Origin of the sequence: Rhodococcus oxybenzonivorans (assembly GCF_003130705.1) — a bacterium.
Lineage (GTDB): Bacteria > Actinomycetota > Actinomycetes > Mycobacteriales > Mycobacteriaceae > Rhodococcus_F > Rhodococcus_F oxybenzonivorans.
This window is the reverse complement of sequence record NZ_CP021354.1, coordinates 1,733,579-1,758,021: the sequence shown is the minus strand read 5'-3', so window position 1 is coordinate 1,758,021 and position 24,443 is coordinate 1,733,579. Positions and strand designations below refer to the sequence as shown.

Annotated in this window: 22 protein-coding genes and 2 pseudogenes; 9 read left to right on the top strand and 15 right to left on the bottom strand. The window is 66.2% G+C overall.

The window, feature by feature from the left end:
- Genes CBI38_RS08450 through CBI38_RS08435 form a run of 4 tightly spaced genes read right to left on the bottom strand, consistent with a single transcriptional unit; the run spans nucleotide 1 to nucleotide 5,235 of the window.
- Nucleotides 1-1,599, bottom strand: a complete 1,599-nt coding sequence (locus tag CBI38_RS08450; protein WP_109328029.1) for an acyl-CoA carboxylase subunit beta — start codon at nucleotides 1,597-1,599, stop codon at nucleotides 1-3.
- Nucleotides 1,596-2,744, bottom strand: coding sequence for an acyl-CoA dehydrogenase family protein (locus CBI38_RS08445; protein WP_109328027.1), 1,149 nt, complete (start codon nucleotides 2,742-2,744; stop codon nucleotides 1,596-1,598). Before CBI38_RS08445 ends, CBI38_RS08450 begins: the two co-directional genes overlap by 4 nt.
- Complete coding sequence (locus CBI38_RS08440) at nucleotides 2,741-4,447, bottom strand: acyclic terpene utilization AtuA family protein (RefSeq protein WP_109328025.1); 1,707 nt, start codon at nucleotides 4,445-4,447, stop codon at nucleotides 2,741-2,743. The genes CBI38_RS08445 and CBI38_RS08440 overlap by 4 nt, the downstream gene beginning before the upstream one ends.
- A complete protein-coding gene (locus CBI38_RS08435; RefSeq protein WP_109328023.1) occupies nucleotides 4,444-5,235 on the bottom strand; it encodes a TIGR03084 family metal-binding protein in 792 nt (263 codons plus the stop codon). Before CBI38_RS08435 ends, CBI38_RS08440 begins: the two co-directional genes overlap by 4 nt.
- A 119-nt stretch (nucleotides 5,236-5,354) precedes the next feature.
- Between CBI38_RS08435 and CBI38_RS08430 the strand changes: the two genes are divergently transcribed.
- From CBI38_RS08430 to CBI38_RS08420, 3 genes are all read left to right on the top strand, one after another.
- The gene (locus CBI38_RS08430; protein ID WP_109334941.1) at nucleotides 5,355-6,197 is read left to right on the top strand and encodes an SDR family oxidoreductase; all 843 of its coding nucleotides are present in this window, start codon (nucleotides 5,355-5,357) and stop codon (nucleotides 6,195-6,197) included.
- 58 nt (nucleotides 6,198-6,255) lie between these two features.
- A complete protein-coding gene (locus CBI38_RS08425; RefSeq protein WP_109328021.1) occupies nucleotides 6,256-7,056 on the top strand; it encodes a crotonase/enoyl-CoA hydratase family protein in 801 nt (266 codons plus the stop codon).
- Nucleotides 7,057-7,117: 61 nt separating this feature from the next.
- A complete protein-coding gene (locus CBI38_RS08420; protein WP_109328019.1) occupies nucleotides 7,118-7,969 on the top strand; it encodes an EamA family transporter in 852 nt (283 codons plus the stop codon).
- 18 nt (nucleotides 7,970-7,987) lie between these two features.
- On the opposite strand, the pseudogene CBI38_RS38890 reads toward CBI38_RS08420, so the two are convergent.
- The 3 genes and pseudogenes from CBI38_RS38890 to CBI38_RS08410 form a co-directional block, all read right to left on the bottom strand.
- A pseudogene (locus CBI38_RS38890) lies at nucleotides 7,988-8,200 on the bottom strand (GMC oxidoreductase); the annotation flags it as partial.
- Nucleotides 8,201-8,310: 110 nt separating this feature from the next.
- On the bottom strand, nucleotides 8,311-8,550 hold the full coding sequence (locus CBI38_RS38885; RefSeq protein WP_230990108.1) for a twin-arginine translocation signal domain-containing protein: 240 nt from the start codon (nucleotides 8,548-8,550) through the stop codon (nucleotides 8,311-8,313).
- Nucleotides 8,551-8,766: 216 nt separating this feature from the next.
- The gene (locus CBI38_RS08410) at nucleotides 8,767-9,318 is read right to left on the bottom strand and encodes a TetR/AcrR family transcriptional regulator (RefSeq protein ID WP_109328017.1); all 552 of its coding nucleotides are present in this window, start codon (nucleotides 9,316-9,318) and stop codon (nucleotides 8,767-8,769) included.
- An 88-nt stretch (nucleotides 9,319-9,406) separates the two neighbouring features.
- On the opposite strand from CBI38_RS08410, the gene pepN reads away from it, so the two are divergent.
- Both pepN and CBI38_RS08400 read left to right on the top strand, forming a co-directional pair.
- Nucleotides 9,407-11,917, top strand: coding sequence for an aminopeptidase N (gene pepN, locus CBI38_RS08405; RefSeq protein WP_109328015.1), 2,511 nt, complete (start codon nucleotides 9,407-9,409; stop codon nucleotides 11,915-11,917).
- Nucleotides 11,918-11,990: 73 nt separating this feature from the next.
- Nucleotides 11,991-12,188, top strand: a complete 198-nt coding sequence (locus CBI38_RS08400; protein ID WP_109328013.1) for a hypothetical protein — start codon at nucleotides 11,991-11,993, stop codon at nucleotides 12,186-12,188.
- 12 nt (nucleotides 12,189-12,200) lie between these two features.
- Here CBI38_RS08400 and CBI38_RS08395 read toward each other — a convergent pair whose 3' ends face one another.
- Nucleotides 12,201-13,352 carry an adenylate/guanylate cyclase domain-containing protein gene (locus CBI38_RS08395; protein WP_109334940.1) on the bottom strand — a complete coding sequence of 384 codons (1,152 nt, stop codon included), beginning with the start codon at nucleotides 13,350-13,352 and terminating at the stop codon, nucleotides 12,201-12,203.
- Between the two features lie 164 nt (nucleotides 13,353-13,516).
- On the opposite strand from CBI38_RS08395, the gene CBI38_RS08390 reads away from it, so the two are divergent.
- The 3 genes from CBI38_RS08390 to CBI38_RS08380 are packed head-to-tail and all read left to right on the top strand — an operon-like array spanning nucleotide 13,517 to nucleotide 15,489.
- Nucleotides 13,517-14,080, top strand: a complete 564-nt coding sequence (locus tag CBI38_RS08390) for a TetR/AcrR family transcriptional regulator (protein ID WP_109328012.1) — start codon at nucleotides 13,517-13,519, stop codon at nucleotides 14,078-14,080.
- A gap of 3 nt (nucleotides 14,081-14,083) precedes the next feature.
- A complete protein-coding gene (locus tag CBI38_RS08385) occupies nucleotides 14,084-14,512 on the top strand; it encodes a PaaI family thioesterase (protein ID WP_109328011.1) in 429 nt (142 codons plus the stop codon).
- A gap of 32 nt (nucleotides 14,513-14,544) precedes the next feature.
- Nucleotides 14,545-15,489: a serine/threonine dehydratase gene (locus CBI38_RS08380; RefSeq protein WP_109334939.1), complete on the top strand. Its 945-nt coding sequence runs from the start codon at nucleotides 14,545-14,547 to the stop codon at nucleotides 15,487-15,489.
- Between the two features lie 11 nt (nucleotides 15,490-15,500).
- Here CBI38_RS08380 and CBI38_RS08375 read toward each other — a convergent pair whose 3' ends face one another.
- The 6 genes from CBI38_RS08375 to CBI38_RS08350 form a co-directional block, all read right to left on the bottom strand.
- Nucleotides 15,501-16,478: a pirin family protein gene (locus tag CBI38_RS08375; protein ID WP_109334938.1), complete on the bottom strand. Its 978-nt coding sequence runs from the start codon at nucleotides 16,476-16,478 to the stop codon at nucleotides 15,501-15,503.
- Between the two features lie 82 nt (nucleotides 16,479-16,560).
- The gene (locus CBI38_RS08370; RefSeq protein WP_109328009.1) at nucleotides 16,561-17,658 is read right to left on the bottom strand and encodes an LLM class flavin-dependent oxidoreductase; all 1,098 of its coding nucleotides are present in this window, start codon (nucleotides 17,656-17,658) and stop codon (nucleotides 16,561-16,563) included.
- Between the two features lie 157 nt (nucleotides 17,659-17,815).
- Nucleotides 17,816-19,345, bottom strand: coding sequence for a DHA2 family efflux MFS transporter permease subunit (locus CBI38_RS08365; protein ID WP_109328007.1), 1,530 nt, complete (start codon nucleotides 19,343-19,345; stop codon nucleotides 17,816-17,818).
- Nucleotides 19,342-19,812, bottom strand: a complete 471-nt coding sequence (locus CBI38_RS08360) for a MarR family winged helix-turn-helix transcriptional regulator (protein ID WP_109328005.1) — start codon at nucleotides 19,810-19,812, stop codon at nucleotides 19,342-19,344. Before CBI38_RS08360 ends, CBI38_RS08365 begins: the two co-directional genes overlap by 4 nt.
- An 81-nt stretch (nucleotides 19,813-19,893) precedes the next feature.
- Nucleotides 19,894-20,868 carry an NADPH:quinone oxidoreductase family protein gene (locus CBI38_RS08355; RefSeq protein WP_109328003.1) on the bottom strand — a complete coding sequence of 325 codons (975 nt, stop codon included), beginning with the start codon at nucleotides 20,866-20,868 and terminating at the stop codon, nucleotides 19,894-19,896.
- Nucleotides 20,869-20,904: 36 nt separating this feature from the next.
- Nucleotides 20,905-22,566, bottom strand: a complete 1,662-nt coding sequence (locus CBI38_RS08350; protein ID WP_109328001.1) for an FAD-dependent oxidoreductase — start codon at nucleotides 22,564-22,566, stop codon at nucleotides 20,905-20,907.
- A gap of 151 nt (nucleotides 22,567-22,717) precedes the next feature.
- Between CBI38_RS08350 and CBI38_RS08345 the strand changes: the two genes are divergently transcribed.
- On the top strand, nucleotides 22,718-23,497 hold the full coding sequence (locus CBI38_RS08345; RefSeq protein ID WP_109327999.1) for an acyl-[acyl-carrier-protein] thioesterase: 780 nt from the start codon (nucleotides 22,718-22,720) through the stop codon (nucleotides 23,495-23,497).
- Here the strand turns inward: CBI38_RS08345 and CBI38_RS08340 are convergent.
- A pseudogene (locus tag CBI38_RS08340) lies at nucleotides 23,498-24,312 on the bottom strand (helix-turn-helix transcriptional regulator).
- Nucleotides 24,313-24,443: the final 131 nt, after the last annotated feature.

Below are 24,443 nucleotides of genomic sequence, written 5' to 3'. Positions count from 1 at the left end.
TCACATCCGGAAGACGCCGAAGTTCTCGGCGCCTTCGATCGGGGCGTTGGCAATGGCCGACAGGCACATTCCCACCACGGTTCGGGTGTCGCGGGGATCGATCACACCGTCGTCGTACAGGCGACCGGACAGGAACATCGGGATCGATTCGGCCTCGATCTGGTTCTCGATCATGGCCCGCATGCCGGCGTCGGCCTCTTCGTCGAAGGCCTGGCCGCGCGCTTCGGCCGACGCCCGGCTGACAATGGAGATGACGCCCGCCAACTGCGCACCGCCCATGACGGCCGACTTGGAACTGGGCCAGGCGAACAGGAATCGCGGGTCGAATGCGCGTCCGCACATGCCGTAGTGCCCGGCCCCGTACGACGCCCCGAGGAGGATCGAGATGTGCGGGACGGTGGAATTGGAGACCGCGTTGATCATCATCGAACCGTGCTTGATCATCCCGCCCTCCTCGTACTCCTTACCCACCATGTATCCGGTGGTGTTGTGCAGGAACAGCAGCGGGGTGTTCGAACGGTTGGCCAGCTGGATGAACTGGGTGGCCTTCTGCGACTCCTCGCTGAAGAGAACACCGCGCGCGTTGGCGAGGATGCCGATCGGATACCCGTGCAGTTCGGCCCAGCCGGTGACGAGCGAAGACCCGTACATCGGCTTGAACTCGTCGAAGTCGGAGCCGTCGACGATGCGGGCGATCACCTCTCGGGGATCGAACGGGATCTTGAGGTCGGCGGGGACGATGCCGAGCAGTTCCTCGGGGTCCGCGAGCGGTTCGATGACCTCGGCCCGGGGCGCGGGACCCTGCTTCTTCCAGTTCAGTCGCTTGACGATGCTGCGGCCGATCCGGATCGCGTCCTGCTCGTCGATGGCGAAGTAGTCGGCGAGACCGGACTTGCGGGCATGCATTTCGGCGCCGCCGAGGGTTTCGTCGTCCGACTCCTCACCGGTGGCCATTTTCACGAGCGGAGGTCCGGCGAGGAACACCTTGGACCGTTCCTTGATCATCACGACGTGATCGGACATGCCCGGGATGTACGCGCCGCCGGCGGTCGAGTTCCCGAAGACGAGCGCGATGGTCGGGATGCCCGCGGCGGACAGCTGGGTGAGGTCGCGGAACATGCGACCGCCGGGAATGAACACTTCCTTCTGGGTGGGGAGGTCGGCGCCGCCCGACTCCACGAGTGAAATGACCGGGAGCCGGTTCTGCCGTGCGATGTCGTTGGCGCGGAACCCTTTCCGCAGTGTCCACGGGTTGCTCGTGCCACCGCGGACCGTCGGGTCGTTGGCCACGATCAGGCACTCGACACCCTCGACTACCCCGATCCCGACCACGGTGCTGGCGCCGACCGGGAACTCGCTGCCCCACGCCGCCAGCGGGCACAGCTCGAGAAAGGGCGAGTCGGGGTCCAGCAGCAATTCGATCCGTTCGCGGGCGAGGAGCTTTCCGCGCTTCTTGTGCCGTTCGGTGTACTTCTCCCCGCCGCCGGCGAGCGCCTTGGCGTGTTCGGTGTCGATCTCGGCGAGTTTGTCGGTCATGGCTTTCGCCGCGGCCGCGTACTCGTCCGAGCCGGTGTCGAGAGTCGACTTCAGCGTCGTCATGCTTGATACCCCAATCGCTTGGCGGCAAGGCCGGTCAGTATCTCCGTGGTGCCCCCGCCGATTCCCAGAATGCGCATGTCGCGGTACTGCCGCTCCACTTCGCTCTCCCGCATGTAACCGAGCCCTCCGAACAGCTGAACAGCCTGGTTGGCCACCCATTCGCCCGACTCCACCGCGGTGTTCTTCGCGAAACACACCTCCGCGATGAAGTCCTCGTTCGATTCGAGCGACCGCTCGACCAGAGTCCGGGTGTACACCCGGGCCACATCGATCTTCCGGGCCATTTCCGTGACCGTGTTCTGCACTGCCTGCCTGCTGATCAGTGGCCGCCCGAAGGTTTCGCGGTCGCGGACCCACGCCAACGTGAGGTCGAGGCACCGCTGCGCACTCGAATACGCTTGGGCTGCAAGCGCGATGCGTTCGGTGAGAAAGGCCTGGGCGATCTGTGAGAATCCGCTGTTCTCGGCGCCGACGAGGTTGGCGACCGGCACACGCGCGTCGACGAACGACAACTCCGCGGTGTCGGACGCGCGCCATCCCATCTTGTCGAGCTTGCGGGCTACCTCGAAACCGGGTGTTCCCTTCTCGATCACGAGAAGGGACACACCGGCGGCACCGGGTCCGCCGGTGCGTACCGCGGTGACCACGAAGTCGGCGCGGCACGCGGAGGTGATGAAGGTTTTGGAACCGTTGACGACGAAGTGGTCGCCGTCGCGCACCGCGGTGGTCCGCAGGTGGCCGACGTCGGAACCGCCGCCCGGTTCCGTGATGGCGAGCGAGCCGATGAGGTCTCCGCGCAGGGTGGGCCGCACCCACTTCTCTATCTGCTCCGGGTCACCGGCCGCTGCCAGGTGCGGCAGGGCGATGCCCGAGGTGAACAGAGACGCGAACAGACCACCCGACGCCCCGGCCTGGTGCATCTCCTCGCAGATGAGGACCGCGTCCACCAAATCCCCGCCCTCGCCGCCGACGGACTCCGGAAATCCGGCGCCCATCAGCCCGAGTTCGGCTGCCTCACGGTGCAGTGCGCGCGGAATCTCACCGTCACGCTCCCAGTCCGCGAGATGCGGAAGTATCTGTCGCTCGACGAAACCGCGCACGGTCTTGCGCAGCTCCTGCCGTTCCGGTGTGTCCCACACGTTCACGAACTTGTCCCTTCGGGGAGGAGTGCTTTCGGAATATCGACGTGCCTCGAGCGCAACCATTCACCGAGACCCTTGGCCTGCGGGTCGAATCGGGCCTGGGACGCGACGCCCTGCCCGAGAATTCCCTCGATGACGAAATTGACGGCGCGCAGTTTCGGCAGCACGTACCGCGTGACGGGGAGGTCGGCAGCCTCCGGGAGGAGTCGTTTCACTTCGTCGACTGTCAGGGTGTGGACCAGCCACCGCCACTGTTCGTCGGTGCGGACCCACACACCGACGTTGGCGTTGCCGCCCTTGTCGCCGCTGCGGGCACCGGCAATGGTGCCGAGGGGGCAGCGCGTCGTCGGGCCACTGGCCGGTGCCCCCGGGAGTACCGGATCGTCGACGTCCTCGAGTTCACGCACCTCGGGAGACGGCTCGATGTCGACGCGGGCGCCGTCCGGCAGTACCGCGACGTGCGGAACTTCCTTGACGTGTACGTATCCGGGCGTGAACACCCCGTAGGGCTGCCCCTGCCCGGGTGGGGCGGTGAGCGTGAAGCCGGGATAGCTGGCGAGTGCGAGTTCGACTGCGAGCGAGGAGAAGCTGCGCCCCACCGCGGCGGCGTCGGAATCGCGAACCACACACCGCAGTAGTGCGCTCGCGGCCTCCTCGGTATCGGCGTCCGGGTGGTCGGTGCGGGCGAGCGACCACTCCAGTTCGGCCGGACGGATGGTCAGCCCACTCTCGAGTTGTCTCCGCACCAGCGCCGCCTTGGCCTCGATGTCGAGGCCGGTCAGGACGAACACGGCCTCGTTCCGGAACCCGGCGAGGGTGTTCAACGAGACTTTCAGCTGCGGCGGCGGCGGCTCACCCGTGACCCCGCTGATGCGGACACGATCGGCGCCGTCGTCGGACAGCTCGGCGGTGTCGATCCGGGCCGTCACGTCGGGGCCGGCATACCGGCCGCCCGTGATCTCGTACAGCAGCTGCGCGGTCACGGTTCCGGCCGTCACCGCCCCGCCCGTTCCGGGGTGCTTGGTGATGACCGAGGATCCGTCCGCGTCGATCTCGGCGATCGGAAACCCGGGCCGGTCGAGGTCGGCGATCTCGGTGAAGAATGCATAGTTGCCCCCGGTGGCCTGGGTGCCGCACTCGATGACGTGACCCGCCACCACCGCACCCGCCAGCTGATCGAAGTCGCCCCGTTGCCACCCGAAGTGCGCAGCCGCCGGTCCCACGATCACCGAGGCGTCGGTGACACGGCCGGTGACCACCACGTCGGCCCCGGCATTCAGGCATTCGACGATTCCCCACGCTCCGAGGTAGGCATTGGCGGTCAGCGGACTGCCCAGTCCGAGTTCCGCGGTCCGCCCGATCAGATCGTCACCCTCGACGTAAGCGATCTTTGCCTGCAGCCCCAGCGTGTCGTTCACTGCACGCAGTGCCGCGGCCAGACCTGCGGGATTGAGGCCACCTGCGTTGGCCACTATGCGGACGCCCTTGTCCAGGGCCAGTCCGAGGCAGTCTTCAGCCTGGCGGAGAAACGTTTTGGCGTATCCCCGGTCGGGGTCCTTCATGCGGTCACGACCGAGGATCAACATGGTCAGTTCGGCGAGATAGTCACCGGTCAGGTAGTCGAGTTCGCCGTCCTCGAGCATCTCGCGCATCGCCGACAGGCGGTCACCGTAGAAGCCGGAACAGTTGCCGATCCGCACCGTCATCGCGACCCCGCCTCCCGTCCCCCGCCGGCGGGACCCGCGAAAGCCTGTGCGATGTCCAGCCATTGGTCGGCGTCCGGCCCGGTCGCGACGAGAGTAAGGTCTGCCCGATTCGCACGCTGGGTGACGAGCAGGCAGAAGTCTTCTGCCGGTCCGGTCACCCTCTGGGCGGCGTCCTCGGGTCCCCATGTCCACGAGGACGAACCACCGGGCGCGGTCAGTTCGACGCGGAATTCCTCGGACGGCGCAGGAAGCTCGTTGACGGCGTAGGCGAAGTCGCGGGTGCGGACACCGAGGTGGGCGATGCTTCTCAGCCTCGCAGTAGGTGTCCGTGTCACTCCCAGAGCGTCGGCCACGTCCTGGCCGTGCGCCCACGTTTCCATCAAGCGGGCCGTCGCCATGGACGCCGCCTTCATCGGCGGTCCGTACCACAGGATTTTCTGGTCGGGCGGCACCGCGGCCAGAGCATCGGCGAGCTGTGCACGGGTCGTCCGCCAGTCCTCGAGGAGCTGCGCCGGCGGGAGGCTCGCGAACTCGCGGGCACCGGCGTCGACGAAACCTGCCGGGTCTGCCGCGGCGACCGCCAGCTGCGTGGTGAACGCGTCGGGGTCGGTGATCGCCAGCAGGGCGGCTCGATCGGTCCAGAGCAGATGCCCGATCTGGTGGGCGATCGTCCATCCCTCCGCAGGTGTGGGGTCTCCCCATCGGGGGTCCGGGAGGTCTGCGACCAGCGCATCCAGCGCTTCACTCTCGGCACATACGTCATCGATGAACCTCTGCAGTTCGGCCATGCGACCAGCATCACACCAACCCCGTAAAAAAGCAAGCACGATTGATTGTTTTTGTCCTTGCCGTGTCGCCGGGTGCATTGCGGGCGGTCTGCTGCCACGCTGGGGACGTGATCCGACAGTTGCTCACCCAGGCGGCACTGAATCCTCTCCCCTCGCCGCGGACACTCGCGACGCGCCTCGTACCGAAGTCGGGACATCGGGTAGCCGGGAAGCGCATCCTGGTCACCGGGGGTTCGTCGGGTGTCGGCGAGGCTGCGGCACGCCGACTCGCACATCTCGGGGCGGAGGTCGTGCTCGTCGCCCGAGGCGCCGAAGCCCTCGAAGCCGTCCGCGACGACATCCTGCGTGCAGGGTGCGACGCCCACGCCGTCCCCTGCGACCTGACCGACCCCGACTCGATCGACGCCATGGTATCCCGGGTGCTCGGCGATATCGGCCCTGTCGACGTCCTCGTCAACAACGCCGGACGCTCGATCCGGCGGACGGTCGAAGATTCGCTCGACCGCTTCCACGACTACGAGCGCACCATGGCGATCAACTACTTCGGTTCGACCCGGCTCACGCTCGCGTTACTTCCGTCGATGCTCGAGCGTCGCGACGGCCACATCATCAACGTGGCCACATGGGGTGTGCCCGCAGGTGTGATGCCCAAGTTCTCCGCCTACCACGCGTCGAAGGCGGCGGTCGGCGCGTTCGGTCGCAGTCTCGGTGCCGAACTTCGCGATCGCGGCATCGCTGTCACCACCCTCGACCTGCCTCTGGTGAGGACGCCCATGATCGCCCCGACCACGGACTACGACTCGATGGCGGCGTTGTCCCCTGAGCAGGCGGCCGAATGGTTCGTCACCGCCGTCCGGACGCGGCCCGTGGAGTTGCTTCCGGGATATGGGGAGCTGTTCCGGGTTCTGGGGTTCTTCGCGCCGACCCTCACCGACGCGTTGGTGCGGAGGGCCGGCATCTAGCCGGAATGCAAGACTTGGCTCTGTTCCGAAAGCCGCACACACCCAGAGGGAGCCGTTCATGACCGACGCTGTGCTCACCACCCGCGATGGCGACATCATCACGTGGACGCTCAATCGTCCCGAGGCCCGCAACCCGATCTCCGAGCCCGACGTGATCGAGGCACTCGAGAACGCGGTGGCCGAGGTCAACGGTGACCCCAGCGTGCGCGCCGCCATCATCACCGGTTCCGGTTCGGCGTTCTCTTCCGGCGGCAACGTCAAGCACATGCAGAACCGCGAAGGAATGTTCGGCGGCTCCCCCGCCGAAATCCGGCAGGGCTACCGACACGGCATCCAGCGGATCCCACTCGCCCTGTACCACTGCGAGGTACCGACCATCGCCGCCGTCAACGGGCCGGCAATCGGCGCGGGCTGCGACCTCTCGTTGATGTGTGACATGCGGATCGCCTCCACCGCCGCCGTCTTCGCGGAGAGTTTCGTCAAGGTCGGCCTCGTTCCCGGCGACGGGGGCGCCTGGTTTCTTCCGCAGGCCATCGGCATGGCGCGCGCCAGCGAAATGGCGTTCACCGGTGACGCGATCGACGCCGCCAAAGCCCTCGAGTGGGGACTCGTTTCCCAGGTGACCGAGCCCGACCAGTTGCTGCCGGCGGCGCGGACGCTGGCCGACCGGGTAGCGGTCAACCCACCCCAGGTGCTTCGAATGACCAAGAAGCTGCTTCGCGAGGGACGCCAACACAGCCTCGAAAGCCTGCTCGAACTCTCGGCGGCGATGCAAGCGCTCGCACACCACACCGCCGACCACCACGAAGCCGTCGGGGCGATGCTCGATCGCCGGACACCGAACTTCACGGGGCAGTGAATCGGTTCCGCCCGGCCGTAAGACAGGTTCACCGCACCGCTGCGGCGGAAACACAGCGCCCGTGACCGGAACGTCCCCCAGCCGGCTCGTCCCTGTCCTGTCGGTCCTCGGATCGGTGTTGTCCGTCCAGTTCGGCGCCGCCTTCGGGAGCACCTTGTTCGACACGGTCGGCGCGTCGGGCGCCGTGGCACTGCGGCTCACCGTCGCCGCACTCATCCTCGGCATTCTGGTCCGTCCACGATGGCATCGGTGGACGCGACCGCAACGAGAGGGCATCGTCGCCCTGGGACTTGCCCTCGCAGTAATGAATTCGGCCTTCTACGAGGCGCTGGCGCGGCTACCGTTGGGCACCACCGTCACCATCGAGTTCCTGGGGCCGCTCACCCTGGCCGCCGTCTTGTCGCGACAACTCCGCGACGGCGTGTGGGTGCTGGCGGCTCTCGCGGGAGTGTTGATCCTCGGATTGCGGGACACGGGCACCGAGGCGCTGGACGCCGTCGGTGTCGCATTCGCCCTCACTGCGGGCGCGGCGTGGGCGGGCTACATCATCGCCGGTTCACACTTGGCGGCGACGGTTCCGAGCGCTGACGGCCTGGCCGGTGCCAGCATCGTCGCCGCGGTGCTCACGCTGCCTCTCGGCGTGATCTCAGGCGGGACAGCACTGTTCGATCCCCGCACTCTGGCGGTGGGCGCCGCGGTGGCTCTGCTGTCTTCGGTCATTCCGTACACTCTCGAACTGCGGGCGCTACAGGTGATGAGTAAGAAGGTGTTCGCCATCCTCATCGCGCTCGAGCCGGCGGCTGCCACGCTCGCCGGGGTTCTCGTCCTCGGGCAGGTACTGGGACTGCAGACGCTGGCCGCGATCGCGCTCGTCGTCGCCGCCGGCATCGGGTCGGTACTGAGCAACAGGTAGTTCCTTTCCGCGTCTAGTTCATATCAGGGTCCCGACGTCGGCAGCGACGATGCGGTCCAATGCGCGCTCGGCCACAGCGGCGATCGTCATCGACGGGTTGCACGCGGCGGTGTTGCCGGGCATCAGGGCACCGTCGAGCACGTACAGCCCGCGCTGGCCGTGCACGCGGCCTTCGAGGACGCACACCGTGCCCATGCAGGCACCGCCCAGCGGATGCCAGGTGGAGGGGAACCGCCTCCGGAAAATGAGAGTTGACGACGGCCTCGGCCGGCTGCAGGGTCATCCCTTGATATACCAAGGACCCGCCGCCGACTCCCGCAGCGCACAGTGCGGTCATGTTCTCACCGAGCACCGTCTCGAGGAGACCTGTGTACGGCTCCAACACCGGCGCGCCGAAGAGCTGCGACACCACCCCCGAATCCGGATCCGACGACGATTACCCGGTGATCTTCGCGGGTGACCGAGGTTCGCGCACCACGGTCCTCCCGACTGACGCCGGCCTGGGCAACGCACGGGCTCGCCAACGCAATTCCCGCGGCGGCCGCGCCCGTCAGAAAGGACCGGCGATTAAGTGCAGACACAGCTTTCCCCAGCTCTCGGTGGAGGCGTACTCGGCGAGATGACAAGACAGGTCGACGTGGTCACATCACGCGTGAGCCGGCCAACCGGACGCATTTGCGGGCAGAGCGCCCGATGCAATCCCTCAGGCGAGGTCAAACTAGACACTCGATCGAAGATGTGTCAAGAAACTCGTTTGTTCGAGAGGCGGAACCTGGGGCGCACACCGCGCCGGGTCGTCACGAACCGAAGGGCATCGCCGGCAGTAGCCAGCGGGTGAGAAACCTTCGCAGGTCGTCGTCGGCGTGAACGGCTTCGTCGTCGAACATGATGACCGAGAGCCCCAAGCGGACCAGGATTTCGACGATGTCGTCCAGGTGCGTCTGCGTGTCGGGGTAGCGATCAACGAGAGGTGAGAGCAACTCGCGTGCAACGGGTTTGGCGCGACGCATCATTTCCGCGTCGAAAAGAGGGTTTCCCTGCTCGGCCTGGAGCAGTGCCGCGAGGACCGGGTCCGCGTGCACCGCAGCCCGACTGGCGACGACGAGCTCGACGACGAGCTCGAAGGGCGTGCCGGTGGCGTCCAAGCGGGAACGGATGCCGCCCACCACCTCCACCGCAAGACCGGCGATCGCCTGCGACACCAGTTCCTCGCGTGACCCGAAGATGGAGTACACGGTTTGCCGCGTGACGCCCGCGGCCTGAGCCACCGCCGCGATGGTGACCCCGTCGAAGCCGTCACTTCTGATCAACTCGAGCGTGGCATCCAGGATCTTTCTCCGCGACCGCATGGGGCCATTATCGGGTACCGCCCTCATGTGGTCGCCGGCCGTCGCACCGTCTCTCCGCGAGCCTTCTCCGCCTGGCAGTATCGACGCCGTGAGTACCGCGAACCTGTCCCGCGCCGAAACAGCCGAACGCAGCCGGTCGATCGAGGTGCTCCGGTACCGAGTGGAGCTCGACCTCCTCGGTGCCGTCGACCCCGGCAGGGACACCTTCAGCACCACCACCACGGTGGAATTCTCCTCACGCTCCCCCGACACCTGGCTCGACTTCATCGGTGCCGGGGTGGAGTCGGTGACCGTCGACGGAACCGCGGTGGATGTGCAGTACGACGGTGCACGTATCGCATTGACCGGACTACGGGAATCCACTGTCGTGACCGTGGTCGCACAGGGCGACTACTCGCGCAGCGGGGAGGGTCTGCACCGGTTCGTCGACCCGTCCGACGGACAGACGTACCTGTACACCCAGTACGAGCCGGCCGACGCCCGCCGGGTTTTCCCGTGCTTCGAACAACCCGATCTCAAGGCTCCGTTCACCTTCGTCGTCACCGCGCCACGCGGCTGGGAGGTGATCTCCAACCAGCACGTCGACCGTCGCGACACCGTCAGCGACGGCCAGATCGTCACCTTCGCAGCTACCTTGCCCCTGTCCACCTACATCACCGCGGTCGTGGCCGGTCCGTACCACAGGGTCGAATTCTCTTGGCAGAGAGGAAACCTCACAGTGCCGCTGAGCGTCCTGTGCCGGGCATCGCTGGCACGATATCTGGACGCCGACACCATTTTCGACATCACTCAGCAGGGCTTGGACTTCTTCGCCGACGCCTTCGACTACCCGTATCCGTGGGGTAAGTACGACCAGGTCTTCGTGCCCGAGTACAACCTCGGGGCCATGGAGAATCCGGGCTGCGTCACCTTCACCGAGGCGTACGTGTTCCGTGGGTCGGCGACCGATGCCCAGTACGAGGGCCGGGCCAACACGATCCTCCACGAGATGGCGCACATGTGGTTCGGTGACCTGGTCACCATGGTGTGGTGGGACGATTTGTGGCTCAAGGAGTCGTTTGCCGACTACATGGGGTCGCTCGCCAGTGCCGAGGCGACGCGGTGGACACAGGCGTGGGTGGCGTTCGCCAACCGGCGCAAGGCCTGGGCTTATCTCCAGGACCAGCTCCCGACGACCCATCCCATCGTGGCCGACATCGTCGACCTCGAAGCCGCGAAGCTCAATTTCGACGGCATCACCTACGCCAAGGGCGCCAGTGTGCTGAAGCAGCTCGCGTCCTACGTGGGTCGGGACGCCTTCTTCGAGGGCGCTCGCCGCTACTTCCGCGCCCATGCCTTCGGAAACACCACCTTGGCCGATCTGCTGACCGAGCTGTCCGGCACATCCGGTCGCGACCTGACCAGCTGGGCGGACGCCTGGCTGCAGACCAGCGGAGTATCGACTCTGGCCCTGGAGCGCAACGACGGGGGCGGCGCGACTCTTTCGCAGACCGATCCCCGACCGCACCGGCTGGCGATCGGCATGTACGACTTCGATGAAGCCGGCGACCTGGTGTGCACCGAGCGAACCGAAATCGACATCACCACCTCGCGGACTCCCGTCGACCTCTCAGATGCCCCGCTGGTGCTACCGAACGACGCCGATCTGACGTATGCGAAGGTGCGCCTCGACACTCGCTCGCTGACCACGGTGGAGAACTCCCTCGACCGGGTTCGCGACCCGTTGGCACGCGGGCTGATCTGGTCGTCCCTCTGGAATGCGACGCGGGACAGCGAACTGGAGGCAGCCCGCTATCTTGCCATGGCGCAGCGGTTCTCCCCTACGGAATCCAACCCGGCTCTCCTGACCTCGGTGCTGTCGAATGCGCCCTTCGCGATCGAGCACTACCTACCCGAATCCGCCCGAGCGGACGCCCGCAGCCGATGGCTCGAGCACACCTGGAACGAAATGTTCGTCAGTGATTCCGGCGCCCAGCTCACCTGGGCGCGCGCTGTCGCCGCCGTTGCGGCAACCGACGGAGGCCGGGCGGCGGACATTCGATCGATTCTCGACGGCAGTGCACCGCCGCCGTCCGGACTGTCTCTCGACCCCGACCTGCGGTGGGCGTTCTGGCTCGCTCTCGCCGCCACCGGTCATGCCGATGACACCGACCTGCACGCCGAATGGCAGCGCGACGACACCGGGTCCGGTCGCACCGCGTACCTGCGTGCGATGTCGGCCCGTCCGGAAGTCGCCGTCAAGGCGGAGGCCTGGGCGTCCATTTTCCAGGACCACTCGCTGTCGAACGATCACCTCGACGCCACCATCAGCGGATTCCTCGCGGGAGCACGACGTGACCTCGTCGCACCGTTCGCGGCAGACTACTTCGCCGCAGTACGTCCGACCTGGCGGGACCGGAGCATCGAGATGGCACGCCGGGTGGTGACCGGCTTGTTCCCCCGGGAGAAGACCCTCGGCGCGGCCGACGCCTGGCTCGCAGCGAACGCCGACGCACCGGGCGCTCTGCGAAGACTGATCGTCGAGCAACGCGACCATCTCGCGCGCGATCTCCGGGCGCAGGAGTTCAACTCCCGATTCGCGCCCTCGGACGAATCCTGACGCGCGGGCGAGGAGCCCATATCATCGAGACGCGACCGGCATTCGCCCGCGGAAGTACCAGGAAAGGGCACTCGTGGACCAGCACAACTTCGAGGTCGAACTCCCGTCGGATACGTCGTTCGAGTCGGCGGAGGAACACGTCCTGCAGGAAATCGTCGGTCCCCGCATGCTCCGCGAGGGCAAGGATGGTTACGCCGACCTGCACGTGGACACCAAGGTCGAGAGTCGGAAGCCGGGAATCTCGATTTTCGCCGGGTCCTACAAGCTCTAGCAGAACTGTTACTCAGGCGACGGATCGTCGGCCGATCGCGAAGAGTTCCCGAGGCGAATCGATGCCCTTCAGCCTGTGGCTGCCGGCCGGTTCGCACCAGAAGTCGTCGGTGTCCAGTTCGTCGTAGAACTCACCGGTGACCACCACCTCGTGGGCGGGTGCGACGGCCACCACGCGGGACGCCATGTTGACCGGTCGGCCGAACCAGTCGCCCGCGCTCGGCACTGCGGTTCCCCAGTCGATGCCGGCCCGAAGTGGTGGCAACCCTTCCAGACGGGCGGCATCGACGAGGTCGAGTGCGGCGCCCGCGAGCGCGGAGGCATCCCACGACACCAGCATGACCGCGTCCCCGATCGTCTTCACCAATCGCACAGGCGAGACCACAAGGTCAGTGGCCAGGCGGTCGAGCCGTTCCGCGACCCGGCTCAGATCGTCCGCCGCGCCCTGCTCGCCGAGCAGCGTGAACCCGACGAGATCGGCGAAACACACCCCGATCTGCTGAGAACCCCGGATGTGCAGGTTCGAGTCACCGGCGATGCCGACCGCGTCCGAACGCAGTTGCTCACGCAGGCTCGTCGCAAGAATGTGCGCGAGTATCTGTGCCTGGAAATCTGCGATACGGCGCACCTCCACCGCATACTGCAGGGCAACTTCCGGGTGATCACCCGCTGCCGCGAGACGGTCCTGGAGGAGGGCCTCCGCGGCATCGGCCAACGTCCAGATATTGCGGCCCATGACGCGTGCGGCCGCGAACATTCCACCTTCGTCGAGTCCCAGATCTCGGTACTGCTTCAATCCTCGCGCAAGGCTCACATCACCGTCGTTGTAGTACGCCCCGTCCTCGGACGCTCCCCTGCCGATGGCGCGAAACCAACGGCGGGCATCCTCGACGGTGAGACCGGCCAGCTGCGAGATTTCCTCGATGCTGTACGTGCCTTTCGGCGACAAGGCATGCTCGAGCAACAGGTGAGCGAGCCGGTTGCCCTGAGTCGCGGCGCGTAGTTCGTCGATGGTTACGTTCTCCGCGACCAGCGTGTCGAGCACGCCGATCCGGGCAGTACGGTCCGAACCCGAGAGCCCCTCCAGGAGACCGGCACGTTCGAAGTTCTCGATCTGAACGCGATGCGGAACCGGACGGCGCAGTAAACGAGGCGCCGGGGACACCAGACCTCCCGGCCGCGGCACGAGCCGCACGCCGACTCGCCGCGGAAGCCGCCGTTTCGCCCGGGAATTGAGCACGTCCTCATCGTCGCAGGCATCACGGCCTTGATCGCGGAGATTACGGGAAGTCCTTCCCACGGACGGCGAGACCGAACTATATTCGGTTGGTGCCGATTCAAAGTCTGTTGTTGGATGCGGCGGAAGCACACTTCGCACGCCGCGGAGTTCTCGAGACCCGACTGTCCGACATCCGGCAGGACGTTGGGGCGAGCGTGGGTGCGGTGTACCACCACTTCCCCAACAAGGCCGAGCTGTACGGGCAGGTCTGGCTCCGCGCGCTCACCGACTATCAGGATCAGTTCTGGACTGCACTGTCCGAGTGCGCGGACGCACGGACCGGAATCGAAGGAGCGGTCGTACACCACCTCGACTGGGTGTCCATACATCGGGACAGGGCTGCGATCCTGTCTGCGCCTCGTCCCCCTGCCGTCGACCAGCGTGTGCACGACAAGAACGCCGCATTCTTCCGCCAGGTGACGCACTGGTGGCGTGTCCACGAGCATTACGGCACGGTCCGTCGCCTCGGCTTCGATGTTCTGTACGCACTGTGGCTCGGACCTGCGCAGGAGTATTCCCGGCACTGGCTCGCCGGCTCGATGACCACCGAACCCGCCGCCGTGGCCCCGGAATTGGCGCGCGCCGCGTGGATGTCGCTACGAACTCAGGAGTGAACCATGACCGTGGATGTCGCCTTGACTCCGGACTCTGCCCGGGCCGTGCTGGAAGCGCAGCCGTTCAGCATGCTCGTGGGCGCCCGCATGACGCAGTTCGGCGACGGCCGTACCACCCTCGAGATTCCCGTCCGTGATGATCTACGGCAGCAGAGTGGTTTCGTGCACGGCGGCGTCCTGTCCTACGCCGCCGACAATGCGCTCACCTTCGCGGCCGGCACCGTGCTCGGCGCGAACATCATGACCGCCGGATTCACCATCACCTACTTGCGTCCGGCGCTGGGAGTGATCCTTCGCGCCGACGCTCGGGCCGACGCCGCGACCCGGCGCCAGGCCCTGTGCCGCTGCGACATCTACGCAGTGCAGGAGGATGGATCAGAGGTGCTCTGTGCCGCCGCGCAGGGAACCGCAACGGTCAAGCAGTCGCGGTAGCACCGCCCTCACGAGATGACACGATGTATGTCATGGCAGACACAGTGGACCATGCTTCCGTCGTTCACGCGCGCGAGCGCATCGACGGGCTGATCCGGCGAACTCCCACCTTCCGGGCCACCGTTCCGACGGCCCACGGTGACGTTCCGGTGATCTTCAAGCTCGAATTCCTCCAGTACGGCGGATCGTTCAAGGTCCGCGGCAGTCTCAACGCCTTGCTTCACGCAGAGGAGGAGGGGCAGCTCGCCGACGCGGGGGTCGTCATCGCCTCCGGTGGAAACGCCGCGATCGGCGCCGCCTGGGCGTCACGCCTGCGCGGTGTGAGATGCACCGTGGTGGTGCCGGATACCGCGCCCGACATCAAGATCGAGAAACTGCGGGCGCTGGGGGCGGATGTCCGCACGGTGGGTGACCGTTATGCGGAGGCCGCCGCGTACGCCGCAGAGCTCGCCGAGTCGTCGAACGCACTGGCGCTGCACGCCTACGACCTTCCGGACATCGTCGCGGGAGCGGGCACCATCGCCCTCGAGATCCAGGACGACGTCCCCGAACCGGTCACCTACGTGGTCGCCGTGGGCGGCGGCGGTCTGCTGTCGGGCATCGTCGCGGGTAGCCGCGACGACGACGCCATCATCGGTGTGGAACCGCGCGGCGCGGCCACCCTGCACACGGCCGTCGCGGCACGCCGTCCCGTGGACATCGACATCGACAGCATTGCCGGCGACTCCCTCGGGGCCACTCAGATCGGCTCGATCGCGTGGGCCACCGTGTCGGGGCGGCCCGTCGACAGCCTCGTCGTGGATGACAGCGCACTGCTCGACGCGCGAACGCTCCTGTGGGAGGAGTTCCGGATCGTCGTCGAACACGGCACGGCGGCGGCGCTCGCCGCGATCCTCACCGGCGAACTCGTACCGTCCTCGGATCGACCGCTGTGTGTCGTCCTGTGCGGGGCCAACACCGCACTGACCAGCTACTGAAGGGCGAGGGATCAGCCGCGCGGTTTCAGCCGGCTGTTCGGCAGCTCGGGCGCAGGCAAAGCCGAACCGTCGTATCCTTCGACGGTTCCGAACCGGTAGTCGGCGGACCCTGAGCCACGGATTTCCGACTGCCAGTCCCGGCGGTAGCCGACGATGTCGTCGTGACTGCGACCGAGGAAGTTCCACCACATGATCACCTGCTCGCCGAGTGGCTCGCCGCCGAGCAGCAGCAGCCGGGCGCGGGTTTCACCCGTATTTCGCAGTGCCACTACCGAGGACCCCGGCGGCTGATAGCCGAGTTCCGCCCACTTCAGCGGGGTTCCGCGTAGCCGGACGTCGCCTTCGTCGACCAGAACCCCGACCTCGAAACCGGGTTCGATGTCGAAGGTGACGTCGGCACCCGGATCCAGCAGGACCTCCGCCCCCAGCAGCGGCGAGAAGGTCCGGACCGGCGATGTCGACCCCGCTGTGGTACCGAGAAACACCCGGACCGTTGCGCCGTCCAACTCCACCGGTTCCGGCGCATAGGTGTCGAAGGCGGGCGGCGCGTCCTGAGCCGAGGCGGGCAACGCCACCCACAGCTGGGCTCCGTGCAGAATGTGCGTCTCCGGCGTCGACACCTCCGAATGTGCGATGCCCCGCCCCGCCGTCATCAGGTTCAGTTCGCCGGGCCGGACCATGGCGTGTGAGCCGATGCTGTCGCGGTGCTCGATTTCGCCGGTGAACAACCAGCTCACTGTCTGCAGCCCGGTGTGTGGATGCGGCGGGACGTTCATCCCCCCGGTGAGTCCGACATCGTCCGGACCGTAGTGATCGGCGAAGCACCATGCCCCGATCAGTGAACGATCGCGCTGCGGCAGAGTGCGCCGGACCGGCATGGCGCGAGGGCCGCCCAGCGGAACCTCGCGCGCGCTCAGCACCTCGATACCCTCGCCACCGGGACGGGACTCACACCGCTTCTCCACCGAATTCGCTTCCACATTGCTCACGATTCCATCGTGCCTTTCGTCGGCTCTGCGCGGTACCACGTGTACGACGCTCGGAGTCTCGTCTCCAGGCGCCAGATCAGTTCTACCGAGGGGTGGCCTCGGTCAACGTCCGATCGGCCTTCATCGACGCGTGCGTCGGTGGATTCTCCGGCACGTGCGCCGGACGACGGGCGGCAAACTCCCTGCGCAGCACAGGAACCACCTCGCCACCGAGCAGGTCCAGCTGTTCGAGCACCGTCTTCAGGGGAAGGCCTGCATGATCGACGAGGAACAGCTGACGCTGATAGTCGCCGAAGAAGTCGGCGAACATGAGGGTCTTCTCGATCACCTGCTCGGGCGTCCCGACCGTCAACGGCGTCTGCGCGGTGAAGTCTTCGAGGCTGGGGCCGTGCCCGTACACCGGGGCGTTGTCGAAGTAGGGTCGGAACTCGTCGACGGCGTCCCGTGCGTTCTTTCGCATGAACACCTGCCCACCCAATCCGACGATCGCCTGATCAGCGCGCCCGTGACCGTAATGCTCGTAGCGCTCCCGGTACAGATTGATGAGCTCGATGTAGTGCTCCTTGGGCCAGAAGATGTTGTTCGCGAAGAATCCGTCGCCGTGAAAGGCCGCGATCTCCGCGATTTCCGGGCTGCGGATGGAGCCGTGCCACACGAACGGCGCAATACCGTCGAGCGGCCGCGGCGTCGAGGTGAAGCCCTGCAAGGGGGTACGGAACTGTCCCTGCCAGTCCACGACCTCTTCGTCCCAGAGTCGACGCAGCAACCGGTAATGCTCGAGCGCCAGCGGAATGCCCTGGCGGATGTCCTGGCCGAACCACGGATAGACCGGAGCCGTATTGCCGCGGCCCATCATCAGGTCGACGCGTCCGTCGGCGAGATGCGACAGCATGGCGTAGTCCTCGGCGATCTTCACCGGGTCGTTGGTCGTGATCAGCGTTGTCGACGTCGAGAGGATGATCTTTTTCGTCTTGGCGGCGAGATACCCCAGCATGGTCGTCGGGGACGACGGGACGAAAGGCGGATTGTGATGCTCGCCGGTCGCAAAGACATCGAGCCCGACCTCTTCGGCGTGTGTGGCAATGGTGGTCATCGCCTTGATGCGCTCGTGCTCGGACGGAGTGCGGCCAGTGGTGGGGTCGGTCGTCACGTCGCCGACGGTGAATATTCCGAACTGCATCAATGTTCCTCCCGAACCGCACAGTCAGGCGTGCATCAATGTGATACAACATTCAACCACATGGGAGTATTCCGGGTAGCCGGGAACGCGAGGGGCGGCAAGCACACAAGTGCTTGCCGCCCCTCGCCGCGATACGCCGGATCCCCCACGCAGCCGGTCAGTGCATCATGATCTGCGGAACATCCTCTGCTTCGAGCGCCGGATTCACCGTCTTCTTCCGCGGCAACAGGAACGCCGGAATCAGAGTCAGTGCGATGAGCACGGTCGCCACCATGAAGGTGTTGCCAAAGGCGTCGGCCGCGGCATTAAGAATGCTGTCGACGGCGCCGGGAGGCTGCTGCGCGGCCACCTCGGGAACGTGCTGCATCGCCACGGTCTGGTTGTCGAGACCCCGATCGAGTAGCTGGTTCGTCAGAACGACCGACATGACGGCGGTACCGATCGAACCCGCGGTCTGCTGGACGATGTTCATCAGCGAAGAACCACGCGCGACCTGCTCGTTGGACAGGGTGACGATGGCTGCGGTCATCAGCGGCATCATGGTGCAACCCATTCCCAGGCCCATCACGAACAGCGCACCCATCAGCAGCCACGCCGGTGAATCCCCTGCGACCTGGGTGAACACTCCCAGGCCGATCAGAATCAGCGGCAGACCCGTGAGCACGATCTTGCCCGGACCGATCTTGTCGACGAGCCGACCGGCGACCGGCATGGTCAGCATCGCGCCGATTCCCTGCGGAGCCATCAGCAGACCGGCGGCCAGAGTGGTGTGTCCCCCGACCTGGATGAAGTAACTCGGGAAGAGCAGACCTGCACCCATGAACGCGACGATGAACAGCGAGGTGGTGATGACCGCGACCGACAACTGCCGGTTCTTGAACAGGCGGAGGTCGATCAGCGGGTGGTCCTTGCGAAGCGCATGGAAGACGAACGCGATGATGAGCATCAATCCGATGGCTCCGGACACCAGCACTCGGGCCGAGGCCACGGTGCCGACCTCGGGAATGGACGACACACCGAAGAGAAACAGCGCCAGGCCGGGCGAGAGCAGCAGCATTCCGAGGAAATCGAAGGACTCCGACGGCGAAGGCCGATCCGACGGCAGGATGATGAACGCCGCCGCGAGCGCGACGATACCGATGGGCAGGTTGATCAGGAAGATCCAGTGCCAGCTGGCCGCCTCGATCAGCCAGCCGCCGAGGATCGGACCGCCGATGGGTCCGAGCAGCATCGGGATACCGAGCACCGCCATGACCCGGCCGACTCGATCCGGGCCGGCCGCCCTTGTCATGATGGTCATGCCGAGCGGCATCAACATGCCGCCGCCGAGACCCTGGAGCACGCGGAATCCGATCAGCGTCGTGATGTCCCAGGCGAAACTACACAGCACCGAGCCGAGCACGAACAGGATCAGTGCGGTCATGTACAGGCGCTTGGTGCCGAACCTGTCGGCCGCCCACCCTGTGAGAGGGATGACGGTAGCGAGCGCGAGCGTGTACCCGGTCATCGTCCACGCAACGGTGGCGTAGGTGCTGTCGAACTCGGTGGCGAATGTCGGCAGCGCGACGCTGACCACGGTCACATCGAGGATCGACATGATGGCGCCGAGCACCACCACCGACGCGATCTTGAGGACCGTGCCGTCGAGCTTGTCGGGCACCGCGGGCGCGGCGTTCGGCGATGTCATCCGAATGTCTCCTGGTTGTCTTCCCGCAGGAAGTTTCCTGCGAGGATCGGTTGTAGGGCCTCGATCAGTCGAGCCCGCTCGGCCTCCGGAATCCGCCATGCGAACTGCCGCAACTGATCACGCTTGCAGTCGATGTGCTGGTTGGCCAGCTTGTGCCCCGCCTCCGACAAGGACACTCGCTTGACCCTTCGGTCACGGTCGTCCTCCCGACGAACGACGAGACCGAGCTTTACGAGCTGGTCGACGTTCCGACCGGCTGCTGCCACCGAGAGCCGTAACCGTTCCGCAACCTCGTTGATCGGCAGTGGCTCACCGTGCTGCGCGAGCGCGAAAAGCATGCGTACCTGAGAGAACGTGAGGTCCAGCTCGATCAGGGCGTCCATCGACTCCGACTCCCCCACACACAGCACTTGCGAGAAGAAATCGTTGAGTACCTCGAAGAGAAGAGCGGGAGAGTTGTCGGCCACCCCGAAATGCTAGCGCAGATGCAACTATTGCCGAAGAGCAACTATGCCGCAACCGAATTATCGGTGTCGGGTGTCACAGCGTCACTGCTCGCGTTCCTGCACGAGTACGGCTTTGCCCAGCACCCGCCCCGTCTCGAGGTCGCGCAGCGCCTCGGCGGCGTCGGCCAGCGGGTATCGGCTCTTCACCAACGGCGTCAGACCTCGCTCGATGTGGCCGAGCAGCGCAGCGTGCACCTCGGCCAGCGCGGCCGGTTCGGTACGGAGGAATTCACCCCACGCCGCCCCGACGATGCTGATGTTGCGAAAGAGCACACGATTCAATTTGACCTCGGGAATCGCTCCGCCGGCGAACCCGATGACCAGCAGCCGCCCTTCCGGGGCCAGGACCCGCACCGCTTCGTCGAATGCGTCACCACCGACCGGATCGACGACCACCTGCGCGCCGACACCACCGGTCAGGGCGCGAACATGCTCGCCCCAGCCTTCCCTGAGCTGCACGACCTCGTCGGCGCCCAATTCCCGCAGGAAGTCCCCGGCACCGTCCCGCCGCACGACGGCGATCACCCGCGCGCCGTGGGCCTTCGCGAGCTGGATCGTCGACGTGCCGACACCACCCGCCGCGCCCAGCACGACGACCGTCTCGCCGGAACGTAATTGCGCCCGCCGTTGCAGCGCGAACTCCATCGTCTGATAGTTGACGATGAGGGACGCAGCGGCCTCGAAGCTCAGCGAGTCGGGGATCGGCAGCACCTGCGCGGGTGGCACGGCGACCCGCTCGGCGTATCCGCCGACGTGCGAGACAGCCAGCACCCGCCGACCGGGTTCGAGCCCGCAGTCCGGCGGCGCCGACACGACAACCCCGGCCACTTCCGCCCCGGGAACGAACGGCGGCTCGGGCCGAATCTGATACTTGCCGTAGCTGATCAGCAGGTCGGGGAAACACACCCCACTCGCCCGGACATCGATCAGCACCGCACCCTCAGCCTGCGGTTCGGGCACCTCCTGCACCGTCATGCCATCCGGCCCGGACAGTTCCGTCACCACCACTGCGCGCATTCCCGAATGCTAGACGCGTACCGGGACCGGAAGTGATCAACGAGCGAAGAGACGTCTCCGCTTGCGGGCGACAGCCACCATTTCGACCTTGTCCGTCATCTTCACCCGGGGTCGGCCGGACCCTTCCGCGCGCGCGGTCTCGGCCTTGTCGATCGCCCGCCAGCCGGTGAAACCGATCTGCTCCGGCTGCCGGCGCTCGACGAGCTTCTTGACGTCCTTGCGGGTTCCGACGTCGCCGCGAAGTTTTCCCGCCTCGAAGTCCTCGAGCAGGGCGGCGACCGTCTCCTTGGCGCAGGCCTTGTTGGTTCCGATGACACCGCTCGGACCGCGCTTGATCCACCCGGTGACATACACCCGGTCGGATACGCGGCCGCGTTCGTTGGGGATGACGCCACGTTTCTCGTCGAACGCGACGCCACCCACGGGATTGCCGCGGTAGCCGATGGAGCGGAGCACGAGAGAGGTGTCGAGCGAGCCGATGTCGTCGACGGGCCGGGCGACGACGGCGCCGGACTCGTCGACGACGAGTTCGTTGCGTCCGTAGCGCAGCGCCTCGGCTCTACCGGATCCCGTGATGTCGAGCGGGGACGTCAGGTACCGGAACACGATCCGCTTGTGTCCGGGCCGCGGAGTGCGTGCGGCGAACTCCTGCGCCAGCCGGACCTTCATCGCAGTGGCCGGGTCGTCGAGCAGTGCGCGGCTGCCGTCATCGAGGTCGAGATCGGCCTCGTCGATGACGACGTCCACGTTCTCGAGATCGCCGAGCGCAAGGAACTCGGGGTTGCTGTATGCCGCTTGAGCGGGACCTCGGCGACCCAGGAGAACAACCTCCTCGATGTTGCTGTTGCGCAATGCAGCAAGTGCGTGGTCGGCGATGTCCGTCCGTTCCAGCTCCGCCACGTTCATCGTGAGGATGCGGGCGACGTCCAGCGCGACGTTGCCGTTTCCGACGATCACGGCCCGCTTCCCGGAGAGGTCGAACGTGCGATCTGCATAGTCCGGGTGGCCGTTGTACCAGGCAACGAACTCCGTGGCAGCGTGGACTCCGGGTAGGTCCTCGCCGGGGATGTTCAAGCGTCGGTCACTCGACGCGCCCACCGCGTAGACGACCGCGTGATGGTTGCGGAGGAGCTCGTCGTGGGTGATGTGCTTGCCGACCTCGACGTTGAGGTGAAATTCGAAGTTCGGGCGGTCGAGGCTCCACTCGAACATCCGCGTCACCTCCTTGGTGCCGGGATGGTCCGGCGCGACCCCGGCGCGGACGAGGCCCCACGGCGTCGGCAGCTTCTCGAACATGTCGACCTCGACGTCGGAGCGCTCGAGCAGCTCACCGGCGGCGTAGCAGGCAGCAGGCCCGGCACCGACGACGGCGACCCGCAGCTTCCCCAGATCCCGTCGCGGCGGGGTGGCGGGAGTGAGCGGAAGCCACCCCGTCGGCATGGGATTCGTCGTGTAGTAGTCGGCGTTGATGTCCTTGTAGCGGGTGAGCGATCCCAGGAGCTTGTCTTCCGGGAAGATCGCGTCCACGGGACAGGCGTCGACGCACGCCCCGCAGTCGATGCAGGTCTCGGGGTCGATGTGGAGCATCTCGGTCTGAGCGAACTCCCGCTCCTCCGGCGTCGGATGGATGCAGTTCACGGGGCAAGCGGAGACACAGCTCGCGTCGTTGCAGCACGCCTGCGTGATGACATATGCCATTTGCGGATTCCTCACACCTGTTCGGACCAGTGTTCGTGTGTGTTACAGGAAGTAACAGTTATGGAAACTGTACTGAGAAACGCGTCTCCGAACAACCCTCGCCGCCGAATGCGAGAATCAGGAGACTGTCCACGAGCGAAGGAAACGCACCTTGTCACTCGATCAGCCACTGGCCGTGCTCCCTGATCGCGGCCGAGTTTTCGAGACTTCCTGGCCCGTACGCACCGGGGACATCGACGCGGCCAAGCGACTGCGCCTCGACGGGATCGCCCGCTACCTGCAAGACGCCGGGCTGGACAACCTCGAGGCCGTCGACGCCGCCGAGAGCCACCCCCTGTGGATAGTCCGCCGGACGGTCATCGACATCATCCGTCCGGCGGTGTGGCCTGAACGCGTGCACCTTCGCCGCTGGTGTTCGGGGTTGTCCACCCGATGGACGAACATGCGGGTACAGATCGAAGGCGAAAAAGGCGCCCTGATCGAGACCGAAGGATTCTGGATTCACATCAGCGCCGCAACCGGGATGCCGACGCGTATCGAGGACGGGTTCATCGATGCACTCGGTGAGTCCGCCGGCGAAACGCGCTTGAAATGGAAGCGCTGGCTGGTCGAGGACGCTCCGTCGACCGACGAGGAAGGCGTCGAGGAGACGCCATTCGGGCTGCGCCGCACCGACATCGACCCGTTCGACCACGTCAACAACGCCGTCTACTGGCAAGCGGTGGAAGAGTTGTTGGCCGATCACGAGCACCCGGGTGGCGGCCGCCTCGTCGACAACCCGCACCGCGCCGTGCTCGAATACCTGTCGCCGATCGTGTCGACGGACAAGATCATTCTTCGCTCGCGCCGCGACGACACGTCGTTGACAGTGTGGTTCCTGGTCGAAGACACCGTGCGGGCAGTCGCCAAGGTAGGTCCCCTCTCCGTGTGATCAGACCATCTGCTGGGTACCGATCACCCGCAGGACATCGAGCCTCGCCCGGGCGTCGGAACCCGGTTGCGGCAGGTACACCAGCAGGTGTTGGTAGGCGCTCGGTGTCAGAAGCGTCTCGCACACTAGGTCGATCCGTCCGACCTCCGCGTGGAGCACGCTCTTGGTGTCGGAGCGGCGTACCGCCACGTCATGGCGGTCCCACAGCGCTGCGAACTCGCAGCTCCGCTCGCGCAGTCGAGTCACCAGTTCCGTCACGTCGCGGTGGCCCGCAGATCCGCGATCTGGTTCGCGGCGAGCCGCTCGTGTTCTTCCTCGGGAAACATCGAGCGTTCCTCCGGGTGCACGAAATACCGCCACGGAAGGTAGCGTTCGAGACCGGAAAACGCGGACTCGTCCCCGAACAGGGCGACGTGCATGCGGTTCTGCACCAGCACCTCACCGAGGTCGGAGATGACGCAGGCCGGGGTGTCGTCGAGCTTGTCCAGTAGGTGCAGCAGTCCCGGCCCGACGTGCTTGTCCCCTACCGCACGCAGCGGTGGCACCTGTCCCGACAACAGGTAGAGATGGTCACGCTGGTCATCGGTCAGCCGCAGTGCCCGGGCAAGGGAGCCCAGCACCGAGGTCGACGGGTGCGGGCCGCGAGCCTGCTCGAGCCGGGTGTAGTAGTCGGTGGACATACCTGCGAGCAGCGCGACCTCATCGCGTCGCAGTCCGGGGGTCCGGCGCCGGACACCCGGCGGTAAGCCCACATCCGCGGGGACCAACTGCTCTCTGCGACGGCGGAGGAAGTCGGCCAGCTCGGTGCGGTCCATGGACCAACTGTGCCTGACACGCGGATGCCCTGCCAGGGATCGCCGGTCCCCCGATGAAGGGTCTCTGGTTGTCGTGTCCCGAGCGGATCACGCTGGTGTCGGTCCCACACCACGACGACCATCAGGAGCAC